This is a genomic window from Embleya sp. NPDC001921 (assembly GCF_053594475.1).
The window spans coordinates 307,267-327,308 of the sequence record NZ_JBSFEO010000005.1; the positions used below are offsets into that span (position 1 = coordinate 307,267).

Annotated in this window: 14 protein-coding genes and 2 tRNA genes; 8 read left to right on the forward strand and 8 right to left on the reverse strand. The window is 71.5% G+C overall.

Annotated elements, in window-relative coordinates; translation table 11 throughout:
* The first annotated feature begins 155 nt into the window (after nucleotides 1-155).
* On the forward strand, nucleotides 156-962 hold the full coding sequence (locus tag ACWCPW_RS08430; protein ID WP_449760770.1) for a DUF1906 domain-containing protein: 807 nt from the start codon (nucleotides 156-158) through the stop codon (nucleotides 960-962).
* A gap of 148 nt (nucleotides 963-1,110) precedes the next feature.
* Here ACWCPW_RS08430 and ACWCPW_RS08435 read toward each other — a convergent pair whose 3' ends face one another.
* Nucleotides 1,111-2,766: a long-chain fatty acid--CoA ligase gene (locus ACWCPW_RS08435; protein WP_449760771.1), complete on the reverse strand. Its 1,656-nt coding sequence runs from the start codon at nucleotides 2,764-2,766 to the stop codon at nucleotides 1,111-1,113.
* A 337-nt stretch (nucleotides 2,767-3,103) separates the two neighbouring features.
* Between ACWCPW_RS08435 and ACWCPW_RS08440 the strand changes: the two genes are divergently transcribed.
* Entirely contained in the window at nucleotides 3,104-3,421 is a 318-nt protein-coding gene (locus tag ACWCPW_RS08440) for a hypothetical protein (RefSeq protein WP_355534154.1), read from the forward strand.
* Between the two features lie 261 nt (nucleotides 3,422-3,682).
* Here the strand turns inward: ACWCPW_RS08440 and ACWCPW_RS08445 are convergent, their stop codons facing one another.
* Nucleotides 3,683-6,925 (reverse strand): PAS domain-containing protein, encoded by a 3,243-nt coding sequence (locus ACWCPW_RS08445; RefSeq protein ID WP_449760772.1) that lies wholly within the window; start codon nucleotides 6,923-6,925, stop codon nucleotides 3,683-3,685.
* A 144-nt stretch (nucleotides 6,926-7,069) separates the two neighbouring features.
* Here ACWCPW_RS08445 and ACWCPW_RS08450 point away from each other — a divergent pair.
* Both ACWCPW_RS08450 and ACWCPW_RS08455 read left to right on the forward strand, forming a co-directional pair.
* Nucleotides 7,070-7,158: transfer RNA gene (locus ACWCPW_RS08450), tRNA-Ser, on the forward strand.
* A gap of 553 nt (nucleotides 7,159-7,711) precedes the next feature.
* Nucleotides 7,712-7,784: transfer RNA gene (locus ACWCPW_RS08455), tRNA-Arg, on the forward strand.
* Between the two features lie 138 nt (nucleotides 7,785-7,922).
* Here the strand turns inward: ACWCPW_RS08455 and ACWCPW_RS08460 are convergent.
* Complete coding sequence (locus tag ACWCPW_RS08460) at nucleotides 7,923-8,174, reverse strand: hypothetical protein (RefSeq protein WP_449760773.1); 252 nt, start codon at nucleotides 8,172-8,174, stop codon at nucleotides 7,923-7,925.
* On the reverse strand, nucleotides 8,171-8,473 hold the full coding sequence (locus tag ACWCPW_RS08465) for a hypothetical protein (RefSeq protein ID WP_449760774.1): 303 nt from the start codon (nucleotides 8,471-8,473) through the stop codon (nucleotides 8,171-8,173). The genes ACWCPW_RS08460 and ACWCPW_RS08465 overlap by 4 nt, the downstream gene beginning before the upstream one ends.
* Before the next feature lie 182 nt (nucleotides 8,474-8,655).
* Between ACWCPW_RS08465 and ACWCPW_RS08470 the strand changes: the two genes are divergently transcribed.
* Together ACWCPW_RS08470 and ACWCPW_RS08475 are read left to right on the forward strand one after the other, a co-directional pair.
* On the forward strand, nucleotides 8,656-10,140 hold the full coding sequence (locus ACWCPW_RS08470; protein WP_449760816.1) for an amino acid permease: 1,485 nt from the start codon (nucleotides 8,656-8,658) through the stop codon (nucleotides 10,138-10,140).
* Entirely contained in the window at nucleotides 10,137-11,060 is a 924-nt protein-coding gene (locus ACWCPW_RS08475) for a universal stress protein (RefSeq protein ID WP_449760775.1), read from the forward strand. The genes ACWCPW_RS08470 and ACWCPW_RS08475 overlap by 4 nt, the downstream gene beginning before the upstream one ends.
* A 75-nt stretch (nucleotides 11,061-11,135) precedes the next feature.
* Here the strand turns inward: ACWCPW_RS08475 and ACWCPW_RS08480 are convergent, their stop codons facing one another.
* Complete coding sequence (locus ACWCPW_RS08480; protein WP_449760776.1) at nucleotides 11,136-12,281, reverse strand: MBL fold metallo-hydrolase; 1,146 nt, start codon at nucleotides 12,279-12,281, stop codon at nucleotides 11,136-11,138.
* 450 nt (nucleotides 12,282-12,731) lie between these two features.
* Between ACWCPW_RS08480 and ACWCPW_RS08485 the strand changes: the two genes are divergently transcribed.
* The gene (locus ACWCPW_RS08485; RefSeq protein ID WP_449760777.1) at nucleotides 12,732-14,162 is read left to right on the forward strand and encodes a WGR domain-containing protein; all 1,431 of its coding nucleotides are present in this window, start codon (nucleotides 12,732-12,734) and stop codon (nucleotides 14,160-14,162) included.
* Nucleotides 14,163-14,265: 103 nt separating this feature from the next.
* Here the strand turns inward: ACWCPW_RS08485 and ACWCPW_RS08490 are convergent, their stop codons facing one another.
* The 3 genes from ACWCPW_RS08490 to ACWCPW_RS08500 form a co-directional block, all read right to left on the reverse strand.
* A complete protein-coding gene (locus ACWCPW_RS08490) occupies nucleotides 14,266-16,227 on the reverse strand; it encodes a phosphatidylglycerol lysyltransferase domain-containing protein (protein ID WP_449760778.1) in 1,962 nt (653 codons plus the stop codon).
* 274 nt (nucleotides 16,228-16,501) lie between these two features.
* A complete protein-coding gene (locus ACWCPW_RS08495; protein WP_449760779.1) occupies nucleotides 16,502-16,933 on the reverse strand; it encodes an ATP-binding protein in 432 nt (143 codons plus the stop codon).
* Nucleotides 16,934-17,060: 127 nt separating this feature from the next.
* Nucleotides 17,061-19,205, reverse strand: coding sequence for a bifunctional glycosyltransferase 87/phosphatase PAP2 family protein (locus ACWCPW_RS08500; RefSeq protein ID WP_449760780.1), 2,145 nt, complete (start codon nucleotides 19,203-19,205; stop codon nucleotides 17,061-17,063).
* A gap of 198 nt (nucleotides 19,206-19,403) precedes the next feature.
* Here ACWCPW_RS08500 and ACWCPW_RS08505 point away from each other — a divergent pair, with 198 nt between their 5' ends.
* Nucleotides 19,404-19,979 (forward strand): GNAT family N-acetyltransferase, encoded by a 576-nt coding sequence (locus tag ACWCPW_RS08505; RefSeq protein ID WP_449760781.1) that lies wholly within the window; start codon nucleotides 19,404-19,406, stop codon nucleotides 19,977-19,979.
* The last annotated feature ends 63 nt before the right edge of the window (nucleotides 19,980-20,042 follow it).

A 20,042-nucleotide genomic window follows, 5' to 3' on the forward strand; every position in this document is an offset into this window, starting at 1 on the left:
GGCCGCCCGGTGCCCGGTCGCCGGGACTGCCCGGTGCCGCTCCGCTTGGGCCGCTCGGGTGACGCGTCGGCGCGTCGCCCGAGCGGTCCGGCGGATCCGCCGCACGTGGTGCGCAGCGTGGTGGGACTTCCTTTCCCACCACGCCGGGAGACACCGTGCGCCCTTCGCTCACTCGTCGCATCGCCTCGGCCGTGTTGCTCACCGCCGTGCTCGGCCTGTTGCCGGCCGGGCTCGCCGAGGGTGCCCGCGCGCGTTCGGGACAACCCTTCTTCGTCGACGGGCCGGGCTTCGACACGTGCGAGACACCGACCGTGGAGACCATGCGGGCCTGGCGGGACTCGCCGTACAAGGTGGTCGGGATCTACGTCGCGGGCGACAACCGCGCCTGCCGGAGCAGCCGGCTGACCCGCGACTGGGTCACCGCCGTACATCGCCAGGGCTGGGACTTCCTGCCGATCCAGGTGGGCCTCCAGGCGCCCTGCTCGCAGTCCGGCAAACCGGGCAGGATCGACCCGGCGCGTGCCGCGGCGCAGGGCGTCGCGGAGGCGAACGACGTGGTGGACCGCAGCACCGCGCTCGGATTCCAGCGCGGCAGCGCGGTCTGGTACGACATGGAGGCGTACGACAACACCGACGCCGCCTGCCGGACCGCGGTGCTGGACTTCGTCTCCGCGTGGTCCGACCGGGTCCGCCAACGCGGCTTCCTGGCCGGCTACTACAGCAGCCTCGACTCCGGCATCGCCGACCTGGTCGAGGCGGTCGACAAGCGCTCCGTCCCGGACGCGGTCTGGTACGCCCGCTGGGACGATCGCGCGGTCACCACCGGCGACGGCGCGCTCCCCGACGGCTATTGGCGGAACCGGCGCGTGCACCAGTACAGCGGCAACGTCACCGAGACGCACGGCGGCAAGAAGATGAACATCGACCGCAACGCGGTCGACGGACCGGTGGGCGTCTTCTGACGGCACGATCCGCGCGACGTGACCACCACCACCACCATCGGGACCGCGCGGCGCGAGGGCATCGATCCCGCGCGACGCGACCACCGGTCCCCCGCGGGACGCCGGTCGAGCCGGGATCGGCCCGACCGGCGACGCCCGTGCCGGCGGCTCAGCCTCGGTCGAGTTCGCTGACCTCCAGTGCCCCCTCCGCGTACTGGCTCCGGATCACCTTCTTGTCGAACTTGCCCACGCTGGTCTTGGGCACGGCGGTGATCAGGCTCCACCGCTCGGGCACCTGCCAGCGGGCCACCCTGCCCGCGAGGTAGTCGCGCAGTTGCTCGATCGTGGTCTCCGCGCCCTCGCGCAGCACGACCGTGGCCAACGGGCGCTCGCCCCACTTGTCGTCGGGCACGCCCACCACGGCCGCCTCGACCACGTCGTCGTGGCCCATCAGGGTGTTCTCCAGTTCGACCGACGAGATCCACTCGCCGCCCGACTTGATCACGTCCTTGGCCCGGTCGGTCAGCCGCAGGAAGCCGTCGGCGGTGATCGTGCCGACGTCGCCGGTACACAACCAGCCGTCCTTGAACCGGCCGCCGCCACTGGCGTCCACCGATCCCTCGTCGCCGATGTAGGCGCCCGCGATCCACGGACCGCGTACCAGCAGTTCGCCGACCGACTCGCCGTCGAGCGGGACGTCGACACCGTCCGGACCGACCAGCCGGGCCTGCACCGAGGCGGGCAGCCGCCCCTGGGAGATCCGGTACGGGAACGCCTCGTCGCCGGTGAGCCCGGCCGGCGGGCGGGCCACCGAGCCCAGCGGCGAGGTCTCGGTCATCCCCCACGCGTGGATGATCCGCACTCCGTGCCGTTCCTCGAACGCGTGCATCAGACCGGGCGGACAGGCCGAGCCGCCCACCACGACCTCCTTCAGCGAGGACACGTCGGTCTTGTGCACGTCGAGGTGGTCGAGCAGGCCGGTCCAGATGGTCGGTACCGCGGCGGCGAACGTCGGCCGCTCGGCGGCGATCATCGTGGCCAGCGGTTCCGGCTGGAGGAACCGGTCGGGCATCAGGATCGACGCGCCGCACAACATCGCCGCGTACGGCAGGCCCCACGCGTTGACGTGGAACATCGGCACCACCGGCAGCAGCAGGTCCCCGGAGCCCAGGCCGAAGCCCTCCATCGAGCACACCTGCATGCTGTGCAGGTACGTCGAACGGTGGCTGTACACCACCCCCTTGGGGTTGCCCGTGGTGCCGGAGGTGTAACACATCGCCGCGCCCTGCCGCTCGTCGATGTCCTCGGCCCAGTCGAACTCGGTCGGCCGTCCGGCGAGCAGGTCGTCGTAGCGGTGCACCTGCTTGCCGCAGTCCGCGAGCGGAGCCAGATCGGTGTCGGCGCCGGTGACCACGACGTGTTCGATGGTCCGGAGCTGGGGCAGCAGCGGCGCGGCCAGCGCCGCGAGCGAGCCGTCCAGCACCAGCACCCGGTCGTCGGCGTGGTTCGCGATGTAGATCAACTGCTCGGGAGGCAGCCGCAGGTTGAGCGTGTGCAGCACCGCGCCCATCGACGGGATCGCGAGGTAGCACTCCAGGTGCTCCTGGTTGTTCCACAGGAACGTGGCGACCCGCTCGTCGCCGGTGACGCCGAGCTCGCGCAGGCCGTGGGCGAGTTGCGCGGAGCGCCGACCGACCTCCGCGTAGGTGGCCCGCCTGGGCGCGCCGCCGGTCCAGGTCACCACCTCCGAACCGCCGTGCACCGTGGTGCCGTGTCGCATTATGCGAGCGATCGTCAAGGGCACGTCCTGCATCGTGCTCAGCACTGTGTGGCCTCCCTGCATTCGCCGGACGGGGACCGGTCGAGGTGAAGGGATTCTTTCTCGCGGATCGGGTGGTTGTCAGCCCCCGGAGCGTGCGCTTCCGTATGCGCGTCGAGCGCCGAACCACGCGCCCGGTCCGATCCGCCGTGCGCCCGTACGGGTGAACCAGGCGTGGCGATCGGCCGATCGGGCTAGCCGAGCGGAAGAATGCGACGGTGTCCCGGTTGCACCGATGACACATCGTTTTCGGTGGAACGCCGCGAGCATTCGGTAATTCCCGCTTTTCCGCTCATCCGGAGGGGGACCGGCGAGCCCTCGGCTTCCCCTTGGAGGGTGCCCCATGTACCCGCTGGAGGTGCGACCCGAACCGCACCGACCGTACGACGTCGTGCTGCCGGACGCGCTCGGCCATCCCGTGCTCGGCTTCCGGGACGGCTACTGGTTCCGGCTCGATCGGGACGGGCCGCCGCGTCCGTTGTGCGCGCGCACCGCGATCATCGGACATCCGGAGTCCGCCGGGCCTATCGTGCAGGTCATGTGTTGGTGGATGCGGGAACACCACGACCACCCCCAGGCGATGGACCTCGCCACCGAACTGGCTTTGACCGTCGGCGAGATGAGTCGTCGGCTGCATGCCCAGGGGCCGGCGGCATGGTGAGGCGCTGCGGGTCGGTGCGGATACGGCGGGTGCCGTGCGGCCCCCGGGTGCCGGCGGTCCGGGTGCGGTCGTGTGCGATTCCGCGCTGCCGGACCGGGCCTCGGCGGCGGTGCGGGTGACCGGGTCCTCGCCCGGACGGGTTCGAGGTCTCGCCCGGGTGGTCCGCTCGTCCGGGTGACGCGCGCGCGTGGTGGGCGGGTGCCGGGTCGGTCGCCGACCCGGCGCGCCCGCCCGCTCGCGCCGCCTGCCCGCCCGGGCCCCCTACTTGGGTGACGCGATCTTGCCGAGCAGGTCGACGATGCGCTGTTGTACGTCCTCGCGGGTCGACCGCTCGGCCAGGAACAGCACGGTCTCGCCGGTCTGCAGCCGGTGCAGGTCGTGCTCGACGAGGTCGAGCGTGGTGTAGACGACGATCGGCGTCGAGTGCAGGCGCGCGTTGTTGCGCAGCCAGTCCACCACGCCCATCCGGCGCCGGCGCACCAGCATCAAGTCGAGCACCACGAGATTGGGCTCGACGCTGGACGCCTTGGAGACCGCCTCGCTCTCCGAGGCCGCGTGCACCACGTCCATGCCGCGCCGCTCCAGCGACGCGGTGAACGCCGCCGCGATATCCGGATTGCCCTCCACCAGGAGGACCCGCGAGGCGTGTCCGGCACTGTCCGCCGGCGCGAGCGAACGCAGCAGTACGGCCGGGTCGGCGCCGAACGCGGCGTCCCGGGTGGCCTGCATCAGCCCGGCGGTGACCAGCACCGGGATCTGCGCGGCGGTCGCGGCGGTGCGCAGGGACTGGAGCGCGGTACGGGTGATCGGGCCGGTCAGCGGATCCACGAACAGCGCGGCGGGCTGCACCGGGACGCTCGCGTCCACCTCCTCGCGCGAACGCACCAGGAGCGGACTCCAACCGCGCGCGGTCAACGCGCCCGCCGTGGCACCGTCCGGCTCGGGCCAGACCAGCAGCCGGCGCGGCTGCCCGTCCGGCGCGGGCGTGACCATCGTCGGCAGGTCGGCGCCGGACATCGCCTCGGCGTCCCCGGGCGGCGCGGCCGGGAAGCCGGGTCGCCGGCCCTGGACCGGAATCGGCTGATCCGGCCCGGCCGGGATCGGTGGCAACAACTCGGTCGGCATGTCGTCGGCGGCGGGCCGGCCCGGCCGATCCTGCACGCTGGTGGTTCGTCCCGCACCGTCCGCCGTACGACCCTGGGCCGGGATGGCCGCCGGGGGCGTGGACAACCGGCGCCGGGCCTGCGCGCCCTGCGGGGTGTGCGTGCCGTTGAGCCGCCCGCCGGCCGCCGGTGCCGACGCGGGCGAAGCGGTGGCGGCGGGTCGTTGCGGCAGCGCGCTCGGCTCGGGCCGCTCGACCTCGGTCCCGGCCCGGTGGGCGACCCCGCGGTGCGATCCGGACGGTCCGTCGGCGGACTCGCCGGCGTCGTGCGTGTCGCGCGAGGGCCGGCCGCGCCGCGAGCGCGGCGGATAGACCGCCTCGAACGCGCCGCTGTTGTTGCGCGCGGCCTCCTCGGCCTCGTCGTACCCGTCCGAGTCGGGCCGCTCGTGCCCGCCTTCGGCGGAACCCTTGCTCGCGGGCACCAGCGGTACCGGCGCGACCGTGCCCGGCGGCAACGCGAACGGTCCCTGCGGCGCGGCGGCCACCGAACCGGGCGGCGGCGGCGCGGGCACCGGCGGGGTGGACGAACCGGCCGGCTCCAGGCGGGCCCGGGGCGGCTGCGCACCGCGTCCGCGCACGGCGAGTTCGACCCCGCTGCCCGGTGCGGGCGCGGGTCGCGCGGCGGCGTTCCCGGCCCGCTCGACGTCCGCACGACCCTTCGCGTCCGCGGTGCCGGTCCCGCTCTTCGGCTCGGCGGCCTCGCCGTCGTCCGCGTCCTCCGCTTCCGGACCGGTCGGCTCGGCCGCGGCGTCCTCGTCCTCGCCGGTCGGCTTCGCGGCGCCCTCGGCCCGGCTCTTCCCGTCCTTGCCCCGGTCGCCGTCGCCTCCACCCTTGCCGGCCTTGTCGGCGGCCGGGTCCGGTCGGCCCGCCTGGCGCGCCCGGCGGCCCTTGGCCGCGCGGTGCTCGCCGGAGCTCTCGACCTGTTCCGCGGCCTCCGCGTCGGCGGGCAACTCGACCACGTACGTGCTGCCTCGGCCGGGCATCGTGTGCGATTCGACGGTGCCGCCGTGCGCCTCGACGACCGCGCGCGCGAGCGGGACCCGGACGGCACTGCCCCGGCTCTCCGGACCACGCACCTCGATCCGGGCGAGATCACCGCGCTGGGCCGCCGCGACCACGACGGTGGAACCCTCGGGGCCGGCCGCGACGACGTCCGCGAGCAGGTGGCCCAGGGCCCGGGTCATCGCGTCCACGTCCACCCGCACCCCGACCGGGGACGCGTTCACCGCGAACTCCACACCCGCGCCGCGGGCGAGGTAGGTCACCGTCTCCATGGCCCGGTCGACGAGGTCGTCCACCGTGGTCGGCACCCGTTCGGGCTCGGCCGCCGCGTCCGCGTCCTGCGGCTCGGCCGGTTCGGCATCGGCCGCCTGGTGCGCGAGCACCTCGCCCGCGAGCTCCTCCAGGCTCTCCAACTCGCCCGCGACCTGACGCACCATCCGCCGGGCGCCGTGACCGACGTCGCCGGCCGCTCCGTCGGCCACCTTCTTCAGCCGACCGCGCACCGCCGCGAGCCGCCCCAGTATCTCGCTGTCGACCAACTCGGCGAGTTGGGACCGACGTTCACTGAGCAGCTTCTCGCGCGCGGTGTCGCTGAAGGTCATCACGGCGCCGACCACGGCACCGCCGAGCAGGATCGGCGCGGTGATCATGTCCACCGTCACGTAGCCCTCGTCGCCGCGCCACAACACCTGGTCGCGCAACCGCTGCCGGCGACCGTTGCCCAGGGTGACCAGCGGCGGGCACTCCTCGGCGGGCAGCGCGGTGCCGTCGGCGCGGGCGTGCATGAGCAGTTCGTGTACGTTCCGGCCGCCGAGGTCGCTCGCGCGATGGCGCAGGATCCGGGCGGCGGCCGGGTTGGCCAGCACGATGTTGCCCTCGGCGTCGATGCCGATGATGCCCTCGCAGGCCGCGCGCAGGATCATCTCGGTCTGCCGTTGCTGACGGGCGAGTTCGGCCTCGACGTCGACCTTTCCGGTCAGGTCGCGCACGACGATCATCAGCAACTCGTCGTCGTACCCGGCGGGCAGGTTCGCGCTGGTCACCTCGACCGGGAACACGCCGCCGTCGGTGCGGTGCGCGGACATTCGGGTCGGCTTGGTCCGGGTGTCGCGCGAGTCGTTGGCCCGGACCGAACCCGGGATGCGCCGGTGGTCGAACGAGGGCAACAGATCGAGAAGCCCGCGACCCACCACGGGAGTACCCGGCGCCTCCAGGACCTCCAGTGCCATGGCGTTCGCGTTGACGACGGTGCCGTTGCGATTCACCAGCAGGAGAGCGTCCGGCAGGGCGTCGAGTATGGCGGCGAGGCGAGCAGCGCCTCGGGATGGCCTGCTGCTCACGAAGCGCGTACCTCCTCCGGTCCTCGTACTGCGCGACGGCCATCTTGCCCGTCACCGCCGAGGCATGTCACGACCGACTATCCCATTGTTTTTGCAGTCACGTTGACGAGCCTAGTAATCTGTTCCTCGTCGGCAAACACCGATGGAGGCTTCGCCTAGTCCGGTCTATGGCGCCGCACTGCTAATGCGGTTTGGGTTCATCCCCATCCCGGGTTCAAATCCCGGAGCCTCCGCTTCACGAACAGCCCGTCCGGTCCCACCGGACGGGCTGTTTCGCGTCCATGGCGATCACGTTTCGGTGAGCGCACGGCGACCACGGGTCACGACTCGGGACGTGATGTCCGGTATAGGGCTCTTTTCCGGAGCCGCCGCCCGACCCGCCGCCGACTCGGCCCGAGTGCCTCGCCCGGCCCCTCACCGGCGGGCCGCGACCCGTCCGCACGACACGGTGAGGCGCCTTCCGATTCCCCCACCGGCCGACATGTCCGAAAAGGCGCTTTCAGCTCACAGCGAACAGACCGGGAACATCCCCGCGCGCGTCGTCGCGAGGACGACGCCGGGGTGACGCCGGGGTCGGCGGCCGACCCCTCACCGCGCTCCGCCACCTCCGCCGGCCACCCGCCGAAGCCCCACCGACCGCCCACCCACCAGCACCCGTCCCACCGCCGATCACCCTCCAAATGAAGGTGCTTGATCACCAAATGCCCGGCTCCGATCGACCCTCGAACAATGGATTTCACCCCCGGCCGGGGAGCATGTATTGTTGACCTCGGTCAAAGCGACCAAGCGCTCGTAGCTCAACGGATAGAGCATCTGACTACGGATCAGAAGGTTGCAGGTTCGAATCCTGCCGAGCGCACAAGATTGATTGTGCTTCCGCTGCAAGCCAGACCCGGAACAGGGTCTGGCTTGTTTTGCGTTTCCGAACTCGCAGGCCGGCTCGCGCGAGTCCACGTCGAGGCGACTTGTCGAAGCCGGGCCGCCCGGCTGCCGGCGATCAGCCGAAAGGTGCGCTGACCCGGACGACGGTGACCACGACCACGTTCGGGCTGACGTCGTAGGACAGGAACGCGTTGGCGAGCGTGACCTCGCGTCGGTCGCGATCTCCCCTGACGGACGTTGAACCCCAGGCGCACGGATCCTTGCCGAGTGCCCGTGTCGCCGCGTTTTCGATCTCCGCCTTGCGTGCCGCGGGGAGTTTGCTCATGTTCTCGCCGGCGTACGTGGTGAACTGAACGTAGTAGGTCACGACACCGGCCTCCCCGGGTTGCCGTCGACTCCCCGGACACCGCTGAGATCTCCGTGACGGACTCGCTCCATGACCTCGTCGGCCGTGACGCGTTCTTCCTCGGGGATGGCCCAGCCGAGGATGGCCCGGCGCATGATGTGTTCCAAGGGAGTGGCGTACATCTCCCTGTCGAACTCTTCGCGCTGGTCCTCGGGGAGCAATGCCCGGATCTTGCCGAGAGTGTTCGGGAGCACGATCTCGCCGGCCTTGACGCTGACGTGGGTGTAGACCGGCTCGGCGGCATCTTCGTTCGTGTTCATTCGCTCAGCCTGACACCGCTTCATATCCGGTTGGTAGACGGGCACACACGGATCGATGCGCGCGCCGAGCACGCGCCGTTCGTGCCCGCCCGTGCGCCGCCCGGTCGGATGTCCCCGGCCGGGCCGAATGGCTGAAGGCTCGTTCGATACCCGGACATCCGGGCACCCGTTCCTTCTCGGACCTGTTCCCCAGGGAGGCCGGATTGCCCGCCAGCCACGCCGTACCCCGCTCGCGCGGCGGAGTACTGCGGACGAAACCCGTGGACGCCATCCTCGAGGAGAGCGGTGGCGGCGGCGAGGGCGGGGAGGAAACCGGCCTACGGCGCACCATGGGGCTGCTCGAACTGACCTTCTTCAGTGTCGGCGCGACCCTGGGCACCGGCATCTTCGTGATCCTGGGCGAGGCGGTGCCCAAGGCCGGCCCGGCCGTGGTGATCTCGTTCGTGCTCGCGGCGGTCACCGCGCTGTTCTCGGCGCTGTCCTACGCCGAACTGGCCGGGACCATCCCGGTGTCCGGTTCGTCCTACTCCTACGCGTACGCCACCCTGGGCGAAGGCATCGCGTGGGTGTGCGGGTGGTGCCTGCTGCTGGAGTACGGCGTGTCCATCTCCGCGGTCGCGGTCGGCTGGGGGCAGTACGTCAACGAACTGCTCGACTCCGCCTTCGGGGTCAGCCTCCCCGACGCGATCAGCCAACCGCCCGGCGACGGCGGCACGTTCAACGTCCCGGCCGTGATCGTCGTGCTGCTCGCGGTGATCCTGCTGGTGCGCGGCGTGTCGGAGAGCGCCGTGGCCAACACAGTCATGGTCTTCATCAAGCTGATCACGCTCGCGTTCTTCTGCGCGATCGCGTTCACCGCGTTCGAGGACGGCAACCTGACCCCGTTCGCACCGCTGGGCCTGGCCGGGATCAGCGCCGGCGCGTCCCAGGTGTTCTTCTCCTACATCGGCTTCGACGCCGCCTCCACGGCCGGCGAAGAGGCCAAGAACCCGCGCCGGGACCTGCCGCTGGCGATCCTGATCTCGCTCGCGATCGTCACGGTCGTCTACGTCGCGGTCGCGCTCGCGGCGCTCGGCGCGTTGCCCTGGCAGGAGTTCGAGGGCAGCGAGGCGACCCTCGCGAAGATCGTCACCGATGTCACCGGCGGCTCCTGGGCGTCCACGATCCTGTCCGCCGGCGCGATCATCTCGATCGCCAGCGTCGTGCTGACCGTGCTGTACGGGCAGACCCGAATCCTGTTCGCGATGTCCCGCGACGGCCTGATCCCGCCGATCTTCGCGAAGGTGAACCGGCGTACCCAGAGCCCGGTGGCGAACACGCTGATCACCGGCGCGTGGGTGGCCGTACTCGCCGCGCTGGTCCCGCTCGGCCAACTCACCGAGGCCACCAGCATCGGCACCCTGTTCGCGTTCGCGCTGGTCAACATCGGCGTGATCGTGCTCCGCCGGACCCGGCCGGACCTGCCCCGCGGCTTCAGCACCCCGTTCTTCCCGATCACCCCGATCCTGGGCGTCGGCTTCTGCATCTACCTGATGGCCCGGCTCTCCGGCACCACGTGGCAGGTCTTCCTGGTCTGGATGGCGGCCGGCGTGGCGATCTACTTCCTCTACGGCTACCGCCACTCGCGCTGGCGCGCGCGGTCCGCCGACACCGAGGTGGGCCCGTGAGCGGGGACGGCACGCGGATGCGCATCGTGGTGGGCTGCCGGCCGGAGCCGCGCGGCCAGGACGCGCTGGCGCTGGGCATGCTGCTCGCCCGGCAACTGGGCGCCGGCGTCGTGCTCGCGCACATCCAACCGCCCGCGCCGCCCGGCGCGGGGGTGGGCGCCGTGGACGCGGAGTGGCGCGCGTTCCTGCACGAGGAGACCGATTGGCTGCTCAACGACGCGGAGAGCCGAATTCGCGACTGGGCCCCGGAGCTGCCGGTGGAACGCGCGATCGGCCACAACCGCGGCAGCGGCCGAGGCCTGGCCCGGATCGCCGAGAGCCACCGCGCCGCGCTCGTGGTGCTGGGCCCGGCGCCGGGCGGCCGGACCGCGCGCGTCGCGCTCGGCAGCACCGCCGATCAACTCCTGCACGGCTCACCGGTGCCGGTCGCGCTGGCCCCACGCGGCTTCGCCGACCACCCGCCGCCTCGCGTCGCCCGGTGCACGATCGCCTACCAGCGCGAGCCGCAGCTCACCGGAGTGCTCACCTGCGGCGTGGAGTTCGCCCGCCGACTCGATGCCGACGTGCGGCTGCTCACCCTGGTGCTGCGCCCGGTCCGGCTGTACTCCGGCAAGCAGCACCAGGCCGCCGAGCACCAGGTACTGCGGGCCGCGCGCGAACAGGCCCGGCAGGACCTCGCGACGGCGATGACCGAGGTCGACGGGTCGGTCGACGCGGAGACCGCCGAGGGCGACGACGTACGCGCCGCGATGGACACCGTCACCTGGGCCGACGACCTGCTGATCTGCGCCTCCAGCACGGTCGGCCCGGTCAAACGGGTCTTCGTCGGCGACGTCTCGCACAAGATCGTCCGCAACGCCCGCACCCCGGTCATGGTCCTCCCCCGCGGCGTCCGAGCCGACCTGTGGGACCCGCGGTGAACCGCGACCTGTTGCCCCGGTCGGGGCAAGTCGGCGGGGGCCACCCCGCCCCCGTCGGCCCCCATCCCACCCGCATCAGGCCGCCGGCACCGCACTGACCGATGCCGCGGGCTCCGCCGCCACGTCGCCCGCCCACCGGTTCGGCGCCGCCGCCACCTCCCGCCACCACGGCTCCACCGCGGCCCCGTCGACCAGCGCCGGCTCGAACAGCGCGCCGGGACGCGGGATCACCAGCTCGGTGCCCAGCGCCCGAGCCGCCGCCACCGACCGCTCGGCGGGCTCCTCCCAAGCGTGCGGCGCCAGATCGAACGTCCCCCAGTGGATCGGCAACATCAACCCCCCACCCAGCTCCGCGTGGGCCTGCACCGCGCCCTCCGGGTCCAGATGCACCTCGGGCCAGGCCTCCGCGTACGCGCCGGCCTGAATCATCGTCAGATCGAACGGCCCGTGCTCGCGCCCGATCTGCGCGAAGCCCGGGAAATAGCCGCTGTCCCCGCTGTGGAACACCCGGTGTCGGGGCCCGGCCACCACCCACGACGCCCACAGCACGGTGCCCAGCACCCGTGCGCCGCGATTGCAGTAGTGCCGCGCCGGCGTCGCGGTGAAGGTCAGCCCGGCGACCTCGCCCGCCTCGTGCCAGTCCAGTTCGGTGATCCGCTCCGCGCCGACGCCCCACCGCTCGAGGTGCGCCCCGATGCCCAGCGGCACCACGAACGCCGCGTCGCGCCCGGCCAGCGCCCGGATCGTGGCCATGTCGAGGTGGTCGTAGTGGTCGTGCGAGACGACCACGACGTCCACCTCGGGCAGGTCGGCGAAACGCACCGGCACCGCGTGCAGCCGCGCCGGGCCGAACGCCGCGGACGGCGAGCACCGGGTGCTCCAGACCGGGTCGAACAGGACCCGCACACCGTCCATCTCGACCAGCACGGTCGCGTGCCCGAGCCAGCACGCGCGCAGCCCGGTCATCGGCGTCCGGGCGAAGTCCAACGCGGAAGCGGTGACCAGCGGAATGGCGCCGGCCGGCCGGCGCAACCCGGCCGCGGCCTTCTGCGCGCGCAACATCTTGCCGATCGCGCCGGGGCTGCCGCGCCGCGTCGGCACCGGATTCCGGAACGCGCCGTCGCGGAAGTGCGGTGATCCCTGGATGCGCGCCAGGCGCTCGCCGGCGGGTCTGGCGCCGAACGCGGCGGGCGCCAAAGACGTCAAGAAGTGCCCGGCCACATGGACTCCTCGGGCAAGCGGGGCCTTCGGCCGACCGTGCTGAGGCCGGACCGGCGACCGGTGATCGGGATGAGTGGAGATTAACCCGGCCTCCATGGCTGAAACGTCGTCCCGGGGGAGGGGGTGTACCCGTGGTGCTCCTCCCCTCGGAGTAGGGGTCGGACGAAAGCGCGAGTGCTTTGTCCGAGAACCGACCCCTCGATACCGGGTTGCGCCGTCCGAGTGAGCCGAGCATTGCCCCACCTGCCCCACCGCTGTCGGCTCACGTGAGTAGGGTCGAGCCATCGCCACGGGGGATGACGGCGCATCAGTCCCCTTGTACGGCATGGTTCTTGCGCCCGGTCGCGGGTCCCGCGGCGGATCCCCGCAGCCACCGCGACCACCGCAGCCACCCGCATGGACACAACACCCACAGCCACCCGAACAGAGCAGCGGAGCCGAGGAGTCGTCATGCCCGAGACCCGTACCTACCTTGAACTGTCCGAAGAAGGCGACGGCGCGCACAAGTACTACGAGGTCGTCCTCGACGGCGTCGACGTCACGGTCACGTACGGGCGGATCGGGGCCAAGGGCCAGACCGGCACGGTGACCCACGCGAGTCCGGAGAAGGCCGCCGCGGACGCCAAGAAGAAGGTCGCGGCCAAGCTGCGCAAGGGCTACGAGCCCGCCGTGCAGGGCGTTCGCCAGCCGCGCGCGATCACCCGCCGCGAGATCGTGTCCCGGCCGACCACGGCCCGCAACTCGGCGCCCGTGTTGTGGCGCTACCGCACCGGCTCCTCCGCGTTCGGCATCTTCGTGGACTCCGAGCGGGTGCTGGTGGGCAACCAGCGCGGCGACGTGTGGTTCCTGGACCACACCGGCGAGGTGAAGAACCGCTACCAACTGCCCAACGGCGTCAAGTGCATCGTCGCGGACGACTCGTGGATCTACGCCGGTTGCGACAACGGCAACGTGTACGACGTCGGCGGCAAGGCCCCGCGGGTGGCCTACGAGATCACCGACAACATCGACATCTACTGGCTCGACATCCACGACGGTGTGCTGGGCGTCTCCGACTCCAACGGCGGCTGCACCACCATCGACCACGAGGACGAGTCGCTGTGGGCCGCGGCCACCAACGGCACCGGCGCGTGGATGGTGCGCTGCGACGAGAACGCGATCTTCCACGGGCACAGCGCCGGTGTACAGGCGTTCGCGGCCGGCGACGGCAAGGAGCTGTGGCGGACCAAGACCCGGGGCGGCGTGCTCTTCGGGTGGCAGGAGAAGGACGACGTCTACGCCGGCACCTCCGGCAACAAGGTGCACCGGATCGCCAAGTCGGACGGCACGATCCGCACCACCTACGACTGCGACGCGTCGGTGTTCTCCTGCGCGACCGCCGAGAACGGCAAGTACGTCTTCGCCGGCGACAGTTCCTCCACGGTCTACTGCTTCGACGAGGACGGCAAGCGGCTGTGGAAGCTGGGCACCACGTGCGGCTCGGCCTACTCGATGCAGTACCACGACGAGCGGCTGTACCTGGTCACCACGGACGGCTCGCTGGCCTGCATCGACGTGAGCGAGGCGGCGATCGAGGCGGCCCAGAGCGGCACCGTTCCGCAGGTGCGCGACGTCAAGGCGGCCACGATCGAGGCGGTGGTGCCGACCACCGAGGTGGCCACCACCACCGACGCGGGCACCGGCGTCGTGGTCGAGTGTGTCGACCAGGGCGGCGGCCGGCTGCGGGTGCACGTGGTCACGGCCGGCTACGAGAGCGGCTGGAACGTGCAGTTCCCGAAGAACGTCCGGGTCGCCGGCGCGCGCTACGTGGTGGACTCGGTACACCCCGCCGACCGCGGCGGCTTCTACCGCGTGCGCGGCGAGATCCGCCGACTGGTCTGAGTCGACGGGGCCGGTCCGACCGGCCCCCAAGGCCCACCGAAACGCCCGAAGGGCGGCGCTCCCGAGGGGGAGCGCCGCCCTTCGGCGCGATCGCACGGACCGCTCAGGGCCGCTTGTACTCGGCCGGCTCCCGCTGCTCGGCGGTCCACCCGGTGAGCGGCGGCGTGGTCTCGTCGGCCTTGCGCTTGGCCAGGGCCGCCACCCGCTGCTCGTGCCGGGCGCCGAACAACTGGGGCAGCGTGGGCGTGGTCAGGAAGCCCTCGGCGCGGGCCGCCGCGATGCCGATCCGGGGCAGCTCGCTCGCCTTGCGGAAGCAGATGTAGCGCGGTTCCCAGATCGGCCGGTACTTCTCGTTGGCCCGGTACAGCGACTCGATCTGCCACCAGCGCGAGAAGAACACCAGGACGGTGCGCCACAACCGCAGCACCGGGCCGGCGCCCAGCTTGTTGCCGCGCTCGAAGACCGAGCGGAACATCGCGAAGTTGAGCGAGATCCGCTCGATGTCGATCGGCGAGGACGGCTCGGGTGCGGCCTCGGCGTCCGGCTCCGGCGCCCGGCCCTTCCCCTTGCCCTTGGCGGGCTTGGCGTTCGCCGCGGCGTAGGCCTTCGCACCCTCTATGACGTCGAGCACCATGAACTCGATCAGACCGTTGTCCGAGTCCCGGTCGCGGCGCATCAGGTCCAGCGAGACGCCCTTGCAGCCCCACGGCACGAAGCTCAGCACCGCGCGCAGCCGACCCTCGTCGTCCATGCACTCGACCATCAGGCAGCGCCCGTCGTCGGGGTCGCCCAATCGGCCCAGCGCCATCGAGAAGCCGCGCTCGGTCTGCCCGTCCCGCCAGTGGTCGGCCAGGTCGAGCAGCTCGCGCATCTCGCCCTCGGGGATGTCCTCGTGTCGGCGCACCCGAGTGGTGTACCCGGCCCGCTTGACCCGGTTGTACGCCTGCCGGACGCCCCGCATCGCGCGGCCCTCCAGGCTGAACTCGGCCACCTCGACGATCGCCTCGTCGCCCAGTTCGAGTGCGTCCAGACCGTGCCGGGCGAAGATCGTGCCGGCCTCCTCGCTGGCACCCATCACGGCCGGCACCCACGCGCGGTCCTCGGCCTCGGCGAGCCAGCGGTCGATCGCGCCGGGCCACGCCTCGGGGTCGCCGATCGGGTCGCCGGACGCGAGCGAGACGCCGCCCACGACCCGGTAGGCGACGGCCGCCTTGCCGCTGGGCGACCACATCACCGCCTTGTCCCGACGCAGCGCGAAGTAGCCGAGCGAGTCGCGCTCGCCCTGCTTGTCGAGCAGTTCGCGCAGCAGCACCTCGTCGTCGGGGGTGAGCAGTTCGCGCCCCTTGGGCGCGCGGAACAGCACGAACAGCACCAGCAGGAACAACATCACGCCGGCCACGTTGATCACGATGTCGACCCAGCGCGGCACCGACACGGAGCCCAGATCGCTGTCCGGCGCGAGGGTGAAGATGCGCAGCACCGCGTACAGGATCCGGTCGCCCATGCTCGAGGTGGGGATCCGGTCGGTCGCGTTCACCAGGGTCGAGCCGAGCACCACGCCGACCACCGCGCCGCCGGCCAGCACCAGGCCCGCCTTGAGCACGTTGCCCCGGTCACCCTTGGCGCCGAACTCGGCGAAGCTGAGCAGCAGCGCGACGCAGATCAGGAGGGTGATGATCGTCGACGACCAGTTGAACGGGTGTTGCCGCAGGTCGTCGAACCACAACGCCCAGATGTACACGCCGGTGGACGGGATCAGCAGGATCGCCGTGAACGCCCAGGCGGCCCGCTTGCGGCGGGCGAGCATGATGGCCAGGAAGGCGGCGAGCGCGGCCGACGTGAAGCCGGACGTGACCAGGAACGGGGTGTAGTACTCACCCGTGTCGTGGTGTCGTACCCGGTCCCGCAGCGGGACCGAGATCGCCGAGACGAAGTCGAGCGCCGCCACGATCCGCAGGTACCAGATCAGCACCCCCGCCGAGATCCCGCGCACGCGCTCGGCGGCCGGGGTGCCGGTGCCGTTCTTGTTGTGGCCGTTCGCGGCGGCCCGCGTCGTGGCAGACACCGTGCTCCTCGATTGTGGGGTGGTGGAAAAGTCTCCTGTGTCTTATGTCCAGGATTGCGACTCTTCGTAACGCTCGCACAACAGCGTAGACACGCACCAAGATATTTGGATGCGCACGACGGCCCGTTGTACGTCATCCCACGGAGGGATACCCGATCGTTTGCTAATCCCAATGGTGGATAAGCGCGGAGCGGACGCACGGCGGGGCCGGTGCGGCATGAATGGACACGCCGCACCGGCCCCGCCGGTTTCACTGGGATTGCAACCGAATGAATCAGCCGCCCAGCGGGAGTCCGCCGAGGGAGGGCACGGCGGGCAGGGACGGCGCGGCGGGTACGCCGCCACCGGCGAGCTGGCCGGCGGCCGGGGCCGCCTGCCCGATCGTCTCACCGGCGGCCGGCGCGGCCGCGGCGGCGCCCTCACCCACCGTCTTGTTCGCGTTGGAAGCGGTGGTGCCGGCCGTCTGACCTGCGGTCTTGGTGGCCACGGGGACGGTCTTGGAGGCCGCGCCCCCCGCCGTGTTGCCCGCACCCTCGGCGGCCGCGGGCACCTTGTCGGCGACGCCGCCGACGTCCGGCTGGGTCAGCGCGCCGAGGCCGCCCGTGGGCAGGTCCGCCGCGTGGGCGGCGGACGCACCGAGGATCGGGGCGGCGCCGGCGGCGATGAGCAATGCGGCCTGGGCTACGCGGCGCGAGATGTGCGTCATGGTGCTCCTCGAGGTGTCACTGGGAGGCCGGGCCCCTCCGGCGCCGGCCACAGTGACTACCGCTCGAAACACGATCGGGTTGCGGGCGTCGTTGGCAAAGTATTGGCAATGGGAAGGCGTGTCGTCACTATTTGTGGCTGACCGGCTGTTTGTCGGGATCGTCGCGTGGATCGGAATCATCCTGCTTTGACTCCGACGAACGGGTGATCACGACCGAGTCGCCGGCCCGGGTCGGTGTCGCTGTGTTATCCGCGACGCCGGATCCGCCTGCGGCGCCGACCGCCACCGTCGCGGGCACGGGTGCCGCGGGCGGCTCGACCGAGAAGGCCGAGCGCCCCGTGAGCAGGTACTGGACCGCGAAGCCCAGGCCGACCACGGCGCCGCCGCCGACCGCGTCCATGATCCAGTGGTTCGCGGTACCCATCACCACCAGCGTGGTCGCCAGCGGATACGTCAGGCCCAGCCAGCGCCAACCCTTGGGCGCGATGGCCAGGATCATCAGGCCGCACCACAACGACCAGCCCACGTGCAGCGAGGGCATCGCCGCGTACTGGTTGGAGATCTTGGTCAGCGCGCCGAAGTTCGGGTTGTTCAGATCCTGCACGCCGTGCACGGTGTCGATGTAGTCGTAGCCGGGCATCAGCCGCGGCGGCGCGAGCGGGTAGAGCCAGAAGCCGACCAGGCCGGTGACGGTGGCCACGCTCAGCACGGTGCGGGCCGAGCGGTACGCGGCGGGCTTGCGGATGTAGAGGATCGCCAGGATGGTCAGCGGCACGATGAAGTGGAACGTCTCGTAGAAGAAGTTCATGCCGTTCTCCAGCCAGCCGATCCTCGCCACGAAGTGGTTCAGACTCCGCTCGACGTCGACGTGCAGGAACTTCTCCATGTCGATGATCTGCTGCCCGTGCTCCTCGGCGACCCGGCGCTGGTCGGGCACCGAGGCGCGGATGAACGAGTAGACCTGGTAGCCGACCCGGATCATCAGCAGTTCGAGCAGCAGGTTCGGCCGGGACAGCGGACGCCAGCCGAACGGCAGCGCGGGGATCCAGGAGAACCGGCCCTGCGTGGCGGCGCCCTGCGGCATCGCCTGCGGGGTCCACTTGGCCGACGCCTTGGTGATGAAGGGCACCACGCACGCCGACGCGATCGCGAGCAGCAGTGGACCGTTGTCGGCGACCACCCGGACGGCGGAGAGCTTGGCCCAGATCAGCGTCCGGCTGTCGAACGTCATGATCATGAAGACCGCGACCGGCCACACCATGCGGTCGGTCTGCCGGGCGCCCAGTCGGCCGGCGGCGGCGAGCAGGATCCACAACTGCTGGTGCTGCCAGGACACCGGGGCCACCGCGACCATCACGCAGCCCGCGAGCGCGACGCCGAGCAGCGCCTGGCCGTCCTTGGCGTAGGCCACCGCGCGCGGCATGCCGAACCACAGCACCGCCGCGGACAGCAGCACCACGAGCATGATCTCCAGCGGCCCGGAGAGCCCGATCCGCGACATCAGGCCGTGCAGCGACTGGTTGGACAGCGCGTCGGCGTCCCCGCCCAGGCCCGCGCCCGCGACGTGGTGCACCCAGTAGGTGAAGGAGTCGCGCGGCATGGTGAGCCAGGCGAGCGCGGTGCACGCCAGGAAGGTCGCGGTCGCGTTCGCGGCCGCGCGCTGCTTGCCGGTCATCCACAGGTAGACGGCGAACAGCAACATCGCCGGGTGCAGCGCGGCGGCGACGCCCACGGCGATCGAGGCGGGCTTGCCGGGCGCGGGTCTGAGCGTCGCGGGCAGCGCGAGCAGCACCGGGAGCAGGCTCATCTGGCCGAGCGAGAGGTTGCCCCGGACCGGCAGCGACAGCACCAGGAGGCTGATGATCAGCGGCGCCGCGAGCAGTTGCGCGCGGCGGGTGCGCAACGCCGGGAGGGCGTACGCCACCAGCACCCCGATCGCGGCCACGATCAGCAGGGTCACGATCGTCCACGCGACGCCCAGCGCGTTCTCCGCCGCCTTGGTGAGCGGGCGCAGCACCCAGCCCGCGAACGGCGTCTCGCTGAAGGTGGTGCCGCGCGAGTCGGTGTCGTAGAGCGAACCGGGCAGGTGCAATACGCCCTCCGGGCCGAGCCAGGCGTCCAACTCGGGCAGTCTGCGGTCCTGTGGCCGGTCGAGTACCTCGTTGGCCTGTCGGATGGCGACGCATGCGGCGAGCAGCCACAGACCCACCAGGGCCAGAGAGATCCTGGTCCTTCGTATGTCCAGTAGCCGGCGAACGCCTGCCCTCACCATGTGCGACTTCTCCCGTTTTTCCGTGTCCTGTCGCCCGATGGCCCTCGATCCGTGGCGAGGCCATCCGGTTGCCACGCTTCGGACACCTTGTCACCGCCCGAGCGCGACGGAAAGCGGAGGTCCCTCGCGAGGCCCACGCCGTACGCTCGGGGGCGGTATGGAAGACATCGCCGAATCGACGAGGGGCGAGAAACAACAATGGTGCCGCAGGACGCGTCGACGCGAACGCACGAGGCCCCCGAGGGGCTCATCCCGGTCTCCTTCCGCCAGGCCGATGCAACCCACATCCCTGCCCTGGTCGAGCTGGTCGAGTCCGCCTATCGCGGAGACGAGAGTCGACGGGGCTGGACCACGGAGGCGAGCCTGCTGGAGGGACAGCGCACCGACGCGGACGCGGTCGCGGCAGTGGTGGGCGGGGCCGACAGCGTGATGTGGATCGCCGAGCGGGACGGCGTGCTGCTCGGGTGTTGCCAGCTCGAGCGCCGCGCGGACTCGGTCGCGTACTTCGGGATGTTCGCGATCCGGCCGGGGCGACAGGGCGGCGGCCTGGGCCGATCGCTGCTCGCCGAGGCCGAGCGGGTCGCGGTGCGGCTGTGGGGCGCCGAGCGCATGCAGATGACCGTGATCCGACAGCGCGAGGAGCTGATCGCCTGGTACGAGCGGCGCGGATTCGCGCGTACCGGCGTGTTGTCCCCGTTCCCGTACGGCGACGAGCGGTTCGGCCGGCCGTTGCGGGACGACCTGGAGTTCGAACTGCTGACCAAGGACCTGTGAGTCCGGGGGAGCGCGCGAGGCCCGCGGCGGTGGCGGCGGAGCCGATCGGACGCCGGGGCGTGG

Coding starts and splice junctions, on each gene's coding strand:
- ACWCPW_RS08485 (WP_449760777.1), top strand. CDS start 12,732: ATGCCCGAGACCCGTACCTACCTTGAACTGTCCGAAGAAGGCGACGGC.
- ACWCPW_RS08465 (WP_449760774.1), bottom strand. CDS start 8,473: ATGAACACGAACGAAGATGCCGCCGAGCCGGTCTACACCCACGTCAGC.
- ACWCPW_RS08500 (WP_449760780.1), bottom strand. CDS start 19,205: ATGGTGAGGGCAGGCGTTCGCCGGCTACTGGACATACGAAGGACCAGG.
- ACWCPW_RS08495 (WP_449760779.1), bottom strand. CDS start 16,933: ATGACGCACATCTCGCGCCGCGTAGCCCAGGCCGCATTGCTCATCGCC.
- ACWCPW_RS08505 (WP_449760781.1), top strand. CDS start 19,404: ATGGTGCCGCAGGACGCGTCGACGCGAACGCACGAGGCCCCCGAGGGG.
- ACWCPW_RS08440 (WP_355534154.1), top strand. CDS start 3,104: ATGTACCCGCTGGAGGTGCGACCCGAACCGCACCGACCGTACGACGTC.